Annotated in this window: 14 protein-coding genes; 10 read left to right on the forward strand and 4 right to left on the reverse strand. The window is 66.7% G+C overall.

Annotation, left to right across the window (positions count from 1 at the left end; translation table 11 throughout):
* Positions 1–5 precede the first annotated feature (5 nt).
* A complete protein-coding gene (locus TsocGM_RS01430) occupies positions 6–2,906 on the forward strand; it encodes a class I SAM-dependent DNA methyltransferase (RefSeq protein WP_126723538.1) in 2,901 nt (966 codons plus the stop codon).
* A 7-nt stretch (positions 2,907–2,913) separates the two neighbouring features.
* On the opposite strand, the gene TsocGM_RS01435 is transcribed toward TsocGM_RS01430, so the two are convergent.
* Both TsocGM_RS01435 and TsocGM_RS01440 read right to left on the reverse strand, forming a co-directional pair.
* Complete coding sequence (locus TsocGM_RS01435; RefSeq protein WP_126723539.1) at positions 2,914–3,426, reverse strand: Dna2/Cas4 domain-containing protein; 513 nt, start codon at positions 3,424–3,426, stop codon at positions 2,914–2,916.
* Positions 3,423–3,695, reverse strand: coding sequence for a hypothetical protein (locus tag TsocGM_RS01440; RefSeq protein WP_126723540.1), 273 nt, complete (start codon positions 3,693–3,695; stop codon positions 3,423–3,425). The genes TsocGM_RS01435 and TsocGM_RS01440 overlap by 4 nt, the downstream gene beginning before the upstream one ends.
* A gap of 182 nt (positions 3,696–3,877) precedes the next feature.
* Between TsocGM_RS01440 and TsocGM_RS01445 the strand changes: the two genes are divergently transcribed.
* The 9 genes from TsocGM_RS01445 to TsocGM_RS01485 all read left to right on the forward strand — a co-directional run bounded on the left by TsocGM_RS01445 (position 3,878) and on the right by TsocGM_RS01485 (position 14,269).
* The gene (locus TsocGM_RS01445; protein WP_199756674.1) at positions 3,878–4,984 is read left to right on the forward strand and encodes a Fic family protein; all 1,107 of its coding nucleotides are present in this window, start codon (positions 3,878–3,880) and stop codon (positions 4,982–4,984) included.
* Positions 4,985–5,086: 102 nt separating this feature from the next.
* On the forward strand, positions 5,087–7,042 hold the full coding sequence (locus TsocGM_RS01450; RefSeq protein WP_126723542.1) for a sucrose-6-phosphate hydrolase: 1,956 nt from the start codon (positions 5,087–5,089) through the stop codon (positions 7,040–7,042).
* The gene (locus tag TsocGM_RS01455) at positions 7,039–8,145 is read left to right on the forward strand and encodes a phosphoribosyltransferase-like protein (RefSeq protein ID WP_126723543.1); all 1,107 of its coding nucleotides are present in this window, start codon (positions 7,039–7,041) and stop codon (positions 8,143–8,145) included. The genes TsocGM_RS01450 and TsocGM_RS01455 overlap by 4 nt, the downstream gene beginning before the upstream one ends.
* On the forward strand, positions 8,142–10,073 hold the full coding sequence (locus TsocGM_RS01460; RefSeq protein WP_126723544.1) for an ORC-CDC6 family AAA ATPase: 1,932 nt from the start codon (positions 8,142–8,144) through the stop codon (positions 10,071–10,073). The genes TsocGM_RS01455 and TsocGM_RS01460 overlap by 4 nt, the downstream gene beginning before the upstream one ends.
* Positions 10,070–11,200, forward strand: a complete 1,131-nt coding sequence (locus TsocGM_RS01465) for a hypothetical protein (RefSeq protein WP_126723545.1) — start codon at positions 10,070–10,072, stop codon at positions 11,198–11,200. Before TsocGM_RS01460 ends, TsocGM_RS01465 begins: the two co-directional genes overlap by 4 nt.
* Positions 11,190–12,269: a PfkB family carbohydrate kinase gene (locus tag TsocGM_RS01470; protein WP_126723546.1), complete on the forward strand. Its 1,080-nt coding sequence runs from the start codon at positions 11,190–11,192 to the stop codon at positions 12,267–12,269. Before TsocGM_RS01465 ends, TsocGM_RS01470 begins: the two co-directional genes overlap by 11 nt.
* 244 nt (positions 12,270–12,513) lie before the next feature.
* Positions 12,514–13,206: a dual OB domain-containing protein gene (locus TsocGM_RS01475; RefSeq protein WP_126723547.1), complete on the forward strand. Its 693-nt coding sequence runs from the start codon at positions 12,514–12,516 to the stop codon at positions 13,204–13,206.
* An 11-nt stretch (positions 13,207–13,217) separates the two neighbouring features.
* Complete coding sequence (locus tag TsocGM_RS01480) at positions 13,218–13,835, forward strand: DUF488 domain-containing protein (protein WP_126723548.1); 618 nt, start codon at positions 13,218–13,220, stop codon at positions 13,833–13,835.
* Positions 13,832–14,269: a DUF488 domain-containing protein gene (locus tag TsocGM_RS01485; protein ID WP_126723549.1), complete on the forward strand. Its 438-nt coding sequence runs from the start codon at positions 13,832–13,834 to the stop codon at positions 14,267–14,269. Before TsocGM_RS01480 ends, TsocGM_RS01485 begins: the two co-directional genes overlap by 4 nt.
* 29 nt (positions 14,270–14,298) lie before the next feature.
* Here the strand turns inward: TsocGM_RS01485 and TsocGM_RS01490 are convergent, their stop codons facing one another.
* Together TsocGM_RS01490 and TsocGM_RS01495 are read right to left on the reverse strand one after the other, a co-directional pair.
* Positions 14,299–14,631 (reverse strand): type II toxin-antitoxin system RelE/ParE family toxin, encoded by a 333-nt coding sequence (locus TsocGM_RS01490; RefSeq protein ID WP_126723550.1) that lies wholly within the window; start codon positions 14,629–14,631, stop codon positions 14,299–14,301.
* Complete coding sequence (locus tag TsocGM_RS01495) at positions 14,628–14,828, reverse strand: hypothetical protein (RefSeq protein ID WP_233578159.1); 201 nt, start codon at positions 14,826–14,828, stop codon at positions 14,628–14,630. Before TsocGM_RS01495 ends, TsocGM_RS01490 begins: the two co-directional genes overlap by 4 nt.
* Positions 14,829–14,967 lie beyond the last annotated feature (139 nt).

Here is a 14,967-nt window from a genome sequence, read left to right on the forward strand (position 1 = left end):
GAAGCATGACGACCGCCGCCGTTGAGCCGATCCTCCGATTCATCGAGTACGCCCGAACCCTGAAAGGGGACGAGAAGGGCGAGGCGCAGGTGTTTTGCGACCGCCTGTTCCAAGCGTTTGGCCATGGCGGCTACAAGGAAGCAGGGGCCACGCTCGAGTTCCGCGTGAAGGGGGCGAAGAGCACGAAGTTCGCCGACCTGCTTTGGCGGCCCCGGCTGCTCATGGAGATGAAGAAACGCGGCGAGAAGCTCCAGAAGCACTACACGCAGGCGTTTGAATACTGGCTCCAGCTCGTCCCTCAGCGCCCCAAGTATGTGGTGCTCTGCAACTTCGACGAATTCTGGATCTACGACTTCGACTCCCAGCTCAATGACCCGGTGGATGTGGTCGCCCTGGACGAGCTTCCCCAGCGGTACACGGCCTTCAACTTCCTCTTCCCCGTCGAGAAGAAGCCGCAGTTCGGCAACAACCGCGTGGATGTCACGCGGGCGGCGGCGGCGAACGTGGCGGGCGTGTTCAACGCGCTGGTGGCGCGGGGCGAGGACCGGGAACAGGCCCAGCGGTTCGCCCTGCAATGCGTGGTGGCGATGTTCTCCGAGGACGCGGAGTTGCTGCCGCGCGGGCTGTTCAGCGAATTGCTCGACGAATGCAAGCGCGGCGAGAGCACCTACGACCTGGTCGGCGGCCTGTTCCGGCAGATGAACTCGCAGTCCCCGGCCAAGGGCGGGCGGTTCAAGGGCGTGCGCTACTTCAACGGCGGCATCTTCCAGACGGTCAACCCGCTGGAGCTGGTGCCGGAGGAGGTCGACCTGCTGCTCAAGGCCGCCGAGGAGAACTGGAGCAAGGTCCAGCCGCCCATCTTCGGCACGCTCTTCCAGAGCAGCATGGGCAAGGAACGGCGGCACGCCTTCGGGGCGCATTTCACCTCGGAGGCGGATATCCAGAAGGTGGTGCTGCCGACTATCGTCAGGCCGTGGCGGGAGCGGATCGAGGCGGCGAAGACGCTGAAAGAGCTTCGCGCCCTGCTGGAAGAGCTGCGGAGCTTCCGAGTGCTCGATCCGGCCTGTGGCAGCGGGAACTTCCTCTATGTCGCCTTCCGGGAGCTGAAGCGGCTGGAATTGAGCCTCATGGCGAAGATTCACGCCGAGTTCGGCAGGAAGGCACAGCAGTCGGTCGGCACCCGCTCCCTGGTCAGCATCAAGCAGTTCTTCGGCATCGACAAGGAAGAGTTCGCCGTGGAGCTGGCGAAGGTCACGCTCATGATCGCCAAAGAGCTGGCGATCGACGAGAGCCAGGCGTGGATCGACAGCGAGCAGCTGGACCTGCCCATCGAATTCGACGCGGCTCTGCCGCTTGACAACCTGGACGACAACATCAAGGCCAATGACGCGCTGTTCTGCGAATGGCCCGAGGCCGACGCCATCGTGGGCAACCCGCCATTCCAGTCCAAGAACAAGATGCAAGGCGAGTATGGCCCCGCCTACCTGAACCGCCTGCGAGACGCCTACCCGTGCGTTCCGGGCCGCGCCGATTACTGCGTGTACTGGTTCCGCCGGGCCCACGACGAACTGCCCGCCGGAGGCCATGCCGGGTTGGTCGGCACGAACACCATCCGCCAGAACTATTCCCGCGAAGGGGGGCTGGATTACATCGTCGGCAACGGCGGGACGATCACCGAGGCGGTTTCTACGCAGGTGTGGTCGGGTGACGCGGTGGTTCACGTCTCCATCGCCAACTGGGTCAAGGGCGATGCGCCGGGCAAGAAAAAGCTGTTTACTCAGCTCGGCGACCTGCGGGAAAGCCCCTGGGAAGTGGTCGAGTTGGACGAGATCAGTCCCGCCTTGTCCGCCTCGTTCGACGTGACGCAGGCCCAGCGTCTGCGAGCGAACATCGACTCCGGGGCGTGCTACCAAGGGCAGACGCACGGGCATGAGGGGTTTTTGCTGAGTCCGGCGGAGGCCGCCGGTCTACTCCAAGCCTCGGCAGAGAACGCCGAAGTCCTGCTCCCGTACCTGACGGGGGATGACCTGCTCTCACACCAGCCGCCGGCCCCGCAACGCTATGTCATCGACCTCCAACCGCGCGACATCCTGACTGCGGGGCAGTACCCGAAGCTGATCGAGCGGCTGAAGGCGACGGTGCTACCCGCCCGCGAAGCGGCTGCCGAGGAAGAGGCGAAGAGGAACAAGCGGGCGCTGGATGCGAACCCGAAGGCGAAGGTGAACCAGCACCATCGAAACTTCCTGAATAAGTGGTGGCTGCTGTCCTATCCCCGCCCCGAGCTGATCTCGAAGATTGCAGCCATGCCACGCTATATCGCCTGCGCCAGGGTGACGAAGCGGCCCATCTTCGAGTTCGTGGACAAGGGCATCCGCCCTAGCGACGCCCTCCAACTTTTTCCGCTGCCCGATGACTACTCGTTCGGCATCCTGCAAAGCGGCATCCACTGGTCCTGGTTCATCGCCCGCTGCTCCACGCTCAAGGGGGATTTCCGCTACACTTCCGACACCGTGTTCGACACCTTCCCCTGGCCGCAGGAGCCCACGATCCCGCAGGTGAAGAAAGTGGCCGAGGCCGCCGTTGCCCTCCGGCAGTTGCGCCGGAATGTCATGGCCGAGAATCAGTGGAGCCTGCGCCAGCTGTACCGCACGCTGGACACGCCCGGCCAGAACCCGTTGCGGGCGGCCCAACAAGCGCTCGATGCGGCGGTGCGCTCCGCCTACGGCATGAAGGCGAAGGGTGACCCACTCGCGTTTCTATTGGCATTGAACGGGGAGCTCGCGGACAAGGAAGTGTCGATGAAACCGGTCGCCGGACCGGGACTGCCTACTTCGGTAAAGGACGTCGCACCGTTCATCACCGCGGATTGCATCAAGGGTGGCCGTGAATCGCGGTACGGCCGATGAAATCCGGTCAACCGATCCTCAGTGAGCAATTGCCTCGTTGTCCGCAAGACCGACACAGGTTCGGCTTCGGTCGGACGGGGAGGGGGCGGTGAAGCTGCATGCGGGCCTCCCGAATCTGGCCGGCAAGGTCCAGGACCCAGGCCCGGAGCTTCGCCTCGTTCTCGATCCGGTGCCGCTCGCCGGTCCCGAGCACCACGTAGCCGTAGGGCGGCCGGACGCCGTAGCGTTCTTCGATGAGCAGGAAGTAGGCCCCCATCTGGGCGATGTGCCCGGGCCAGAGCCGCTTGGCCGACTTCCACTCCTCCGGGACCACCGTCTTGCCTATACGCACGATCCGGTCCGGGCGGCCTGCAAGCCGGTAGCGAGTCGAGTAGAGGCTGACGTCGTCGAGGGCGAGCGTCTGTCCCGAAGCGAGGCCGCGGGCCTCCCGCATCCTCCAGGCGGCGATGACGAGGAGCACGCCGGCCAGGAGGACGCAAAGGGCGATCGGCCATAGCGGGAGTGATTGGTCGGGTATCATCGGCCGAGGATCCACAGGACGAAGAGGAGGATCAGGCCGGCGGCGATCACCTTCTGCCCGATCTGGAGCAGCCTGCCCGCGGTTCGCTCCGCTGTTTGCTTGCGTTCATGGTGTCGACTTCCGGACCTGAGGGCCGTCTGGTTCCCTGGTTCGAGGCCCAGGCCATACTCCAGCCGCCACTGCTCGGGGCAGAAGACGAAGGTCCCGATTTCGTGCGCCGACACCACGTCCAGCGAATCGTCATGCGGTTCAAAGATTTGCGTCGCCATCGGCCCCTCGCCCCTCCCTAAGTTAAGCACTTCTGATAGGACCATAATTGCCAGCAAAGTCGAGCGGAAGCTGAGGGGTGCTGCGGAGATTCGCGCGGCTATTCTCCGCAATGCCTGCGGAGAAAGCTTGCCCTTGCGGAGAATCCGGGCTAGTATCCTCCGCAAGAGATGCGGAGAATTGCGTGTACATCCACCTGAAGACCGACTGGCCAAAGTTCCATTGGGACGAGGAGAAAACCTCCGCCCCGCTCGCCGCGGTGCGCCATCGGCAGGGACGGCTCATCGGGCGGATGGAGGCCCTTGGCTTCCGGCTGCGCGAGGAGGCGGTCCTCGACACCCTGACCCAGGACGTCCTGAAGTCGAGCGAGATCGAGGGCGAGATCCTCGACCGGGACCAGGTGCGTTCGTCGATCGCCCGCCGTCTGGGGATGGATATCGGCGCGCTCACGCCCGCCGAGCGGGATGTCGAAGGCATGGTCGAGATGATGCTCGACGCCACCCAGCATTACGACCGGCCCCTGAACGAGGATCGCCTGTTCGGCTGGCACGCGGCCCTGTTCCCGGCCGGGCGCAGCGGGACGCACCGGATCAGGGTCGGCACCTGGCGGGACGACGGCTCCGGCCCGACGCACGTCGTGTCGGGCCCGGTCGGCAAGGAGCGGGTGCATTACGAGGCGCCGGAGGCCGCCCGGGTCGGCCGGGAGATGGCCGCGTTCCTCGCCTGGTATAATGGCCCGTCCGGCATCGACGCGGTGCTGAAGGCGGCCCTGGCCCATCTCTGGTTCGTGACCATCCACCCGTTCGACGACGGCAACGGCCGCATCGCCCGGGCCATCGCCGACATGGCCCTGGCCCGCTCGGAGGGGAGCCCCAGCCGCTTCTACAGCATGTCGGCGCAGATCCGGGCCGAGAGGAGCGACTACTACGCCATCCTGGAGCGCACCCAGAAGGGGACGCTCGACGCCACCGGCTGGATCGGATGGTTCCTCGGCTGCCTGGACAGGGCGATCGACGGGGCGGAGGCGACGCTCGGCCGGGTCCTGAAGAAGGCCAGGTTCTGGGAGGAACACGCGAGCGAGTCGCTGAACGACCGTCAACGCAAGGTCCTTAACCGGTTGCTCGACGGGTTCGAGGGGAAGCTGACCTCCTCGAAATGGGCGGCACTCGCCAAGTGTTCCCAGGATACAGCATATCGCGACATCCTCGACTTGGTGGGCAGGCGGATCCTGACGAAGGACCCCTTCGGGGGGAGGAGCACGAGTTACTCGCTCACGGACCCCGACAGTTGACACTTGCGGCCACGCGACTCGTCTGGCATTTTGTACACATTGCCGAGCGGTAGCACGCGGGGGACTCGGGCAGACCGGAATAAGAAGAGGTGGGGAAAATTCGTGGGCAAGCCGTATGAAGGTGAACTTGAAGTCCTCTCCCGAACCTACGAGTGGGCGCTGCAGGCGGAGGTGGGAGACCTGGAGGCGGCGGTGCGGCGTCTCTCGAAAGACCCGCTGATCGTCGTCGGCTCGGGCGGCTCGCTGACGGCCGCCCACTTCGCCTGCTACCTGCATTCGCTCTTCACCGGCCGGCTCGCCCGTGCGATGACCCCCTACGAACTGCTCAGCTCGCCGGTGCATCTCGGCGAGCTCGGCGTGCTCCTCCTCACGGCCGGGGGCAGCAACCCCGACATCCTCGGGTGCCTGGAATCCTGCGTCGCCCGCTCGCCCAAGCACCTGTCGGCCGTATGCACGCGGCTGGACACTCCGCTCGCGGCCCTTGCAAGCGATGCTGGCTGGGTCTCGTTCCACGAATTCGGCCTCCCGTCCGTCAAGGATGGCTTCCTCGCGACGAACTCGCTGCTCGCCACCTGCGTCCTGCTCGCCCGGGCCTATCGCCGACAGCCTGACGGGCACATGCCGTTGCCGCCCCGTCTCGAAGACCTCGCACACCCGGGCCGGGACGCATCCGCCTTCCGGGCGGCCCTCTCGGAGGCCTGTCGGCCGCTCTGGGACCGATCGACCCTGGTGGTGCTCCACGGCCAGGTGGCGCATGCCGGCGCCGTCGACCTCGAATCCAAGTTCACCGAGGCGGCGCTGGGCCAGGTACAGCCGGCGGATTATCGGAATTTCGCGCATGGGAGGCATCACTGGCTCGCCAAGCACGGCGCCACGAGCGGGGTGATCTCGCTGGCCTCGCACCGGGACATGCCGCTCGCCAAGAAGACCATCTCGCTCATCCCCGAGGACGTCCCGGTCGTTCAGCTGGACGTAGGGGACGGGATCCACGGGAGTCTCCGCGCGATCGTCTTATCGCTCTACATCGCCGGCGAGGCGGGCCTTGCCCGCCGGATCGACCCGGGGAGGCCGAGCGTCCCCACGTTCGGGCGTCGACTCTATCACCTGAACGCGGGCTACGCGGGGCGTGCCCGATCGCTCCCGGCGGCCGAAGCGGCCGCGATTTCCCGCAAGGCGGGCGCGTCCACCGCGACGCTGCAGGCCCGGGGAGAGCTGCCCCCCTGGAGGGAGGCTTACGCCACGTTCCGGGGAGAGCTGGAGGGGAAGGAATTCCGCGCCGTCGTGTTCGATTACGACGGTACGCTCTGCGATGCGGCCGAGCGCTACGACGGGCCGGGGCCGGCCGTCACGCAGATGATGACCGAGCTCCTCCGGGCGGGCGTCCAGGTGGGGATCGCCACCGGCCGGGGGAAGTCGGTGCGGAAGGATCTCCTGGCCCGGATCGAGAGCCCCGCCCTGAGGGCCAGGGTACTCATCGGGTACCACAACGGTGCCGAGATCGGCACGCTGGCCGACGATTCGCAGCCTCCCCCCGGCCGAAGACTCGACGAATCGCTCGAGGAGATCAACGCCCTGCTCGCTTCCGACGCCCGCCTCGTGGCGTTGGCCAAGATCGAGGCGGGCTCCAAGCAGCTGACACTCGAGTTTCGGGATTGTACGGCCGCGGAGGAGGTCTGGGAATCCGTGCAGCAAGGCCTGTCCCGGTGCCAGGCCGCCGGGGTCACCGCGCTGCGGTCGAGCCATTCGGTGGACATCCTGGCGCCCGGGACCACGAAGCGCCGGGTCGTCGATGCGATCCGGCGATCGTTCGGATCAGGGACGTCGCCCGTCCCCGTGCTCACCATCGGCGATCGGGGCCGCTGGCCGGGCAACGACTTCGCCCTGCTGCAGGAGCCGTTCTCCTTGAGCGTCGACGACGTTTCCGCCGACCCTTCGACCTGCTGGAACCTGGCGAGCCCGGGGAATCGTTGCGCCGCCGCCCTCCGGGAGTATTTCCGATCCATGCGCCTCGGCGACGGCTTCGTCGCCCTGAATCTGGGCTCGGGAGGTGGCCGGTGAAGGACGCCCTGGCGGAGAAGCTGCTGGCACACGTCCTGGCGTGGGAGCCGGAGGACATGGCGCGCGAGCGCCCGCTCCTGCAGGCCATGGCCGCCTACAAATACGACGGCTACCAGCAATTCTTCCCGGGCATGCGGTTCATCGAGAGCCTGGCCCGCTGGCTCGCGCGTTTCGAGACGCCCGATGAGCGGCACGCCGCCTACGAGTTCGTCAAGACGCGGCTGATCTTCTGCTCGGCCGACGAGGTGACCCACCTGGTCGAGATGGCCTATCCCGACCACGTACGCCCGTTCCTGATCCGCCGCGCGGCCGATGAGCTGGGCGTGAATCCCCATCACGTGACGAAGATCACCAACAGCCCCGAATTCCGCCTCCTGCAGCGAGAATGTCTCTTCCTCGGGCTGAGCGACGGCGCGAGGATCGCCGATTTCAGGCGGGCCAACCGCGAGCTCAACAACGAACAGATCTGGCAGACGCATGAGCTGTCGGAGGCGAGGGCGAAGGGCCTCCTGAAGAAGCTGGCCTCTCATGCCGCCCAGCTGGCCGGGGCCGGCGCGCCCCCGGCCTGCCCGAAATTCCGGACGGTCGTGCTGCTCGACGACTTCACGGCGAGCGGCACGAGCTACTACCGGCCGGATAAAGACGGGCCGGCCGGGAAGATCGCCAGCTTCCACCACGCGGTGACGGAAGGGGTCCTGTCGCAGATCGTGGACGGGCGGATCGACGTGATCGTCCTCCTCTACATGGCGACCGAGGCGGCCAAGTCGTATCTGGAAGGGCATCTCGACACGCTCGGTCGTCAGGGCCCGGTCGCGTACCATGTCGAGGCGGTCCAGAGGTTCTCGGACAGCATCCGCCTCCGCCAAGGGGGGGGCGGGCCGATCCACGGGCTGATCGATCGCTACTACGACCACTCCGTCTTCGACGAGCATTTCGAGAAGGGCGGGACCGATCACGCCAAGTACGGGTATGCCGCAGGGGGCCTGCCGGTCGTGCTCCACCACAACACGCCGAACAACTCGATCGCCCTGCTCTGGTCGTACGACGACCGGGACGTCGTCGGCCTGTTCCCGCGGGTCCAGCGGCACAAGGAGGCCCCATGAAGACCCCGAGGAACCCCTTCCGGCTGCGGCGCTCCGAGAGCATCGATTCCGAGGCCACGTTCCTGAGCCTGTTCGAGCCGGGCATCCTCGACATCCTCCCGGCGGATGCCTGGAAAGAGCGGGTGCAGGTCATCCGGAGTGCGGCCGGGGGCGGCAAGACCTCGCTGATGCGGCTCTTCGTGCCGGGGGCCCTCCAGACGCTCCACGCCATGCAGATGCACCGCACCGACGAGCAGATCGGCGAGCTCTTCCAGAAGCTCAAGGAGCTGGGGGCGATCGACGAGGGCGGCCCGAAGCTCCTCGGCGTCTCGCTCCTGTGCGGCCGCGGCTACTCCCGCCTCGACGACCTGCCCCTCGACGAGGCCAGGAAGGACCGGCTGTTCTTCGGCCTCCTCAACGCCCGGATCGTCCTGGCCGTCCTGCACAACGTGGCCGCGGCCAAGAAGCTCGATTTCCCCGCCGGGCTCCAGCGGGTGCAGGTCGCCGCCCCCGAGCCGCCGCTCACCATCCCGGCGCTGGGCCTTCCGTGCAACGGCCTGCAGCTCTTCGAGTGGGCGAGGGACCTGGAGCACAAGGTGTGCAGCAGCCTGGACAGCTTCGGCCCCCTGCGGGTCGATAGCCTACCCGGCCACGACGCCCTCCTGGGCCTGGCCCTGATCCGGGCCGACATGCTCCGGCTCGACGGGGCGCCCGTGGCGGACCATGTCCTGCTCATGATGGACGACATCCAGCAGCTCACCCCGACGCAGCGCGAGCGGCTGGTGGAGTCCGTGATCGAGGCGAGGAGCCCCGTCGGCGTCTGGATCGCGGAGCGGTTCGAAGCCCTGAACACGCGCGACATGCTGGCGTCCGGGACCAATGAGGGGAGGGACTACAACGAGCCGATCTCCATCGAGAAATACTGGAGGCCCAAGCACTCCCGATTCGAGAAGCTCGCGATCAAGATCGCGGACCGGCGCGTCCGCTACGCCGCGGACTCCGAGATCAACTCCTTCCGCGCCTGCGTCCAGGACTCGCTCGACATCCCCCGATACGAGCCGGTCTTCGCCAGGGCCTGCGAGGAGATCGAGTCCCGGATCCGGGCGAGGGTGGGGGCGAGCCGACGGTACGGGGGGTGGATCGATGCCAGGCAGCAGGCGCAGGGGACTCCCAGGGAGAGGGCGATCGGCTGGCGGTCGCTGGAGGTGCTCATCGAGCGAGAGCTCAGGAGGCCCCAGAAGTCGCTGTTCGACGACCTCTTGGAGGAGGGGGAGCTGGAGCAGAAGGACGACTCGTCCGTCCGGAATGCCGCCGAACTTTTCCTGGCGCGCGAATACGGCCTGCCCTATTATTTCGGCCCCGAGTGCATCGCGCGGCTGGCGTCCCTCAACATCAAGCAGTTCCTCGGCCTGGCGGGCGACATCTTCGAGGAGTCGGCGGCGTCGGAGCTCTTGAAGAAGGGGGCGGCGCTCTCCCCGGATCGCCAGCACAAGCTGATGAAGCGTGCGGCGCAGGCGGTCTGGGACGACATACCGAACGGGGTGGCGATGGGACGCGAGCTGAGGAACTTCCTCGACGCGGTTGGGAAGTTCAGCCGGTGGTACACCTACCGCCCGACCGCACCCAACGACCCCGGCGTGGGAGGCACGGCGCTGCGCATGTCCGAGCGTGCCATGCTGATGGACGAGGGGCATCTGCGCAGCCGCCCGGACCACAAGCGGTTCGCGGACATCCTGGCGTCCGCGCTCGCGCATAACCTCCTGGTCGCCGACCTCGATTACCGGTGCAAGGGCGAGAACTGGATCGTCCTCAACCTGAACCGGCTGCTATGCGTCCACTTCGACCTTCCCTTGAACTACGGTCTCTACAAGGAGCGCCCGCTCCAGCAGCTCGTCGGCTGGATCGACCGGCCCTTCGTCGAACCGAAGTCGGAGGGCAGCCTCCTATGACCATGGACGCCGGATCCATCCCGCCCATGCGCTGGCGCGATTACGTCCTCGAGGGCGGCGCGAAGCTCCCTGCGTTCTGGGCCGGGCACCTCGCCGATGGGGATCGGTCGGTGCTGATCGTCCTCGGCAAGGGCTTCGATCCCCGCTCGCATGCCGGCCTCGACATGATCCTCGCGGCGGGCGGGGGCGGTGGCCGGGACGTCCTCGGGCTCGATTACGAGGAGGGGGACGGTTCCGCCTCGCTCGCCTATGCCCCGCGCGTGCAGCAGAACTGGGAGCACATCGTCAAGGCGGTGGGTGATCGGGGCGAGCTCAGGGTGCATGCGCTACCCTTCTGGTCGGGCACCCGGCGCGTGGGACCCCTCAATGCCGCCAACGTCTTCACGGCGCCCGACGAGCTGACGCGCTACGACGACGTCGTGGTGGACATCAGCGCCATGCCGCGGGGGATCTATTTCCCCCTGCTCGCGCGGCTCCTCTTCCTGCTGGACGAGGCCGCCCCCGGCCAGCCCCGCCGGACGAACCTGCACGTCATCGTCGCGGACGACCCGCTCCTCGACTCCAGGATCGTGGATGAGGGCATCGACGAGACGGCGGAGTTCCTGCACTCCTTCGAGGGGAGCTTCAGCCGCGAGGCCACCGGGCAGCAGCCGAAGGTCTGGATCCCCCTGCTGGGGGAAGGGCGGACCACGCATTTCGACCGCATCTACGACCGGGTCAAGCCGGACGAGATTTGCCCCGTGCTCCCCTTTCCGTCGAAGAATCCCAGGAGGGGTGACGATATTGTGCAGGAGTACCGGGACCTCCTGTTCGACCAGCACCGCCTCGACCCCCGCAGCCTGATGTACGCGGCCGAGCAGAACCCGTTCGAGGTCTATCGGCGCGTGCGGAAGGCCGTGTTCCACTACCGGGAGACGCTCAGCCTGATCGGCGGCTGCAAGGTCGCGCTGTCGGCGCTCTCGAGCAAGCTGATGTCCCTGGGGGCCCTCATGGTTGCTTATGAGTTGAAACCTCTGCTTGACATCGGGCTCGCGCACGTCGACTGTAGGGGGTACAGAGTCGAGAACTTCGAAAGTTCGCCGGAGCTCTTCGGATTATGGTTAGCGGGCGAATGCTATGCGGAATGACCTCCCCTTCAACCTCCCCGGGCCCCGTCCCGTCATCGCCGGCACCGGCCTGATCGCCCTGGATGTCGTCATCCCGACGGGGCCGGATTCGTTGCCCCAACTCTGGGCGGGCGGGACCTGCGGGAACGTCCTGACGGCGCTCGCCTTCCTCGGGTGGGACGCCTACCCGATCGCACGGCTTCGCGACGACGCGGCTTCCAGGCAGATCGGCCGGGATCTCGGCCGGTGGGGCGTCAAGCCGGACTTCCTCGGCGTCGACCCGGCCGGCAGCACGCCCGTGATCGTCCAGCACATCCACTGCACGCCAGGGCGGACGACGCATTCCTTCTCCCGCAGGTGCCAGTCGTGCGGCACTCGGCTCCCCTGGTACAAGCCGGTCCGGGTGGCGGAAGCGGCCGCCGTCCTGGCCAGGCTGCCCGATCCGGCCGTCTTCTTCTTCGACCGCACGTCGGCGGGCGCCATCTACCTCGCCAGGCAGGCGAACGAGCGGGGGGCCCTCGTCGTCTTCGAGCCGTCCGCCTCCGCGGAGGAGAAGGAACTGAGGCGCGCCATCGAGGCCGCGCACGTCGTCAAGTATTCCGAGGACCGCATGGGCAGCCTCGAGGGGCTGGCCCAGGCGGCGGACGTCCCACTGCTCATCGAGACGCGCGGGGACGAAGGCCTCCGGTACCTCTCCCGCCTGGAGGCCGGCCGGCGGCGTTGGATTGCGTCCGAGTCCCTCCCGGCCCGAGCCGTGGCGGACACCGCCGGGTGCGGCGATTGGTGTACGGTGGGGATCATCGCCACGCTCGGGCGGGATGGCAGGGACGCGTTCCTCCGGGCGACGCCGACTCAGCTTCACGGAGCCATCCGGTTCGGACAGGCCTTGGCCGCCTGGAACTGCGAGTTCGAGGGGGCCCGGGGCGGCATGTACCAGTCGGACTCGGCCGGCTTCGAGGAATCGGTGAGGCGGCTCCTGGAGGGCGACCCCGGAGATGCGCCGCCGGCTCCCCGGGCCTTCCCGAGGAGCGGGCCGGACATGGGGTACGCCTGCGCGGAATGCGGGGAGAGCCCGGTTCACCCCCGCTGAGCCCCGCCAACTCACTTGGCCCATTCTCCCGGACGGCGCCTGCCCCCCGTCCGTGCGTCCAGGACACGGTCGTTTTCCGGTCGCTCGGTGGGGAGCACTCGGGGCTACTGATCTCTTGCCCTGCCTTTGGGCGATGTAAAATGGTCAAGGGGCGCCGCATTCGGCGGGCAGCACGAAACCAGTGGAGCTAACGACACATTTCACCTAATATGACAACATGTAGAAATTTTATGGACGAATTGCCATGAACGACGTGGTGACCATCGTATGCTTGGCAAACTCCCGGAAGCCGCCTTCGGGCCGTTGCATCGCCGGGAAGGAAGGCACCGGCGGATGCTCCGCCAAGTGGGTGCGTCCAATCAGCATTCGTCCCACGCATGAAATCTCCGAAGAGGAACGGCGCTTCGAGGACGGCACCACGCCACAGCTGCTGGACCTGATCACGATCCCGATCATCGCGCCGACGCCGGTGGGACACCAGACCGAGAATGTGCTGATCGACGCCCAGTATTACTGGGAGAAGGTCGGGGCATCGACCTGGGACGAGCTGGGATCGCTGCTCGACCACCCGCCGACGCTCTGGGCCAACGGCAACTCCACCTTCCACGGCTCCCACGACCGCGTGGGGGCGACGGCCGCCGCATCCCTGAGGAGCTCCCTCCTGCTCATCCAGCCGGATGACTTGCGCATCAGGGTGAGCGGGGAGAGCCAGTATGCCGGCCCTCCGCGGAGGAGGGTGCGGGCCATGTTCAATTACAACGGGGACTATTACAGCCTCATCGTCACCGACCCGGTCGCCGAACAGGCCCTCCTCGCCATGCCGGACGCCGACTACACCGTCCCGGACGCCTATCTGACCATCAGCCTGAGCGAGCCGCACAGCGACGGCGACTGCTACAAGCTCGTGGCGGCGGTGTTGGCAAGGCAGCCATTGTGATGGAGGGGGCGATGCCAAGGACCGTTTTCACCATCGGCCACTCCAACCACCGGGCGGAGCAGTTCATCGCCCTGCTGCAGATGCACGGCATCACGGCCCTGGGCGACGTGCGCTCGAAGCCCTACAGCCAGTTCCATCCGCAATTCAACCGGGAATCCCTGAAGAAGACGCTCCGGGAGCACGGCATCGCCTACGTGTTCCTCGGCCAGGAGCTGGGCGCGAGGAGCGAGGATCACTCCTGCTACGAGCATGGCAAGGTACAGTATGATCGCCTGGCCCGGACGGAACTCTTCCGCAAGGGCCTGGATCGCATCCTGAAGGGGACGGAGAACTATCGGATCGCGCTCATGTGTGCCGAGAAGGAGCCGCTGGAGTGCCACCGGACCATCCTCGTCGCGAGGAGCCTTGAATCGCTCGGGCTCGAGGTCCGCCACATCCACGCGGACGGCAGGACCGAGAGCCATGCGCAAGCCCTGTCGCGCCTGATCCGGATGCTCAAGCTCTCGGCCGAGGACATGTTCGGCACGCGGGAGCTCGCCGTCTCGGACGCCTACAGGATCCAGGCCGACCGCATCGCCTATCAATGGAACATGCCGGCGCGAGAGGACGGGAGAGGGGTCGCGGGATGAAGCTGTTCACGATCGGGTTCACCAAGAAATCGGCCGAGAGCTTCTTCACCCGGATCAAGGATTCCGGGGCACGGAAGCTGATCGACGTCAGGCTGAACAACGTCTCCCAGCTCGCGGGGTTCACGAAGAAGAACGACCTGAAATATTTCACGAACGAAATCTGCAAGATCGAATACCTCCACCTCCCCGTGCTGGCACCGACCCAGGACATCCTGACTGCCTACAAGACGCACAAGGGCGATTGGGGGCTCTACGAGCGCCAGTTCCTGAAGCTGATGGAGGAGAGGAGGATCGAGGAGACGCTCTCGCCCGAACTCCTCGACGGCGGGTGCCTCCTTTGCAGCGAGGAGAAGCCCCATCATTGCCATCGCCGCCTGGTCGCCGAATATCTGAAGGAGCGCTGGCGAGACGTCGAGATCGAGCATATCCCCTAGCGGCCCCGCCGGCGGGGGTGTGGGCGGGATCACGGTGCCACGCCGATCGCGTCCGCCTCCCCGCGGAGGCCCGGTTGCGTCACGGCCAGGACATGGACCGTCCTGGATTTGACGGTGAAGACGACGCGGAATCGGTCGGGCCGCCTGCCGAACACCAGCAGCCTGGCCTCGGAGCCGTAAGCGTCCGAATCGGGATCGATGGGGCAGCTCAGCGGGTGCGATTTCAGCGCGACCAGCTTCGCCCGGATGCCGCGCGCCACCCTCAGGGCGGCCGACGGTGATCTCGACCGAGCGAGCACATGGCGGGCGGCCTGCTGGATATCCCGCTCGGCCCCCGGCTGGATGACGACCCGATAGATCATGGGCTTGCCTTCGCTAGGATCTCCCCCTCGAGGGCCTCGAACGCGTCCTCCAGCGCCTTGCCCTCTCCCCGCTCCATCGAGGCTAGCCCTTCCTTGATCGCCTGGATCGTGTCCAGCCGTTCGGTCAGGTCGAGGAGCTTCCGATACGACGCGGCGTCCTGGATGACCAGTTCCGCCCCGCCGTTGATGGAGAGCACGTTGTGCCGGCCGGCCTGAGCCGGGCCAGGGACTCGGCGGTGTCCCGCCTGCGGTCCGGCAGCGGATGGATGTCGCGGCTCAGGTCCATATGCCCCTCCGGGTTCCGCATCGCTTGAGCATCGAGCTCGGTGCCGTCGC

The organism is Tautonia sociabilis, assembly GCF_003977685.1.
GTDB lineage: Bacteria > Planctomycetota > Planctomycetia > Isosphaerales > Isosphaeraceae > Tautonia > Tautonia sociabilis.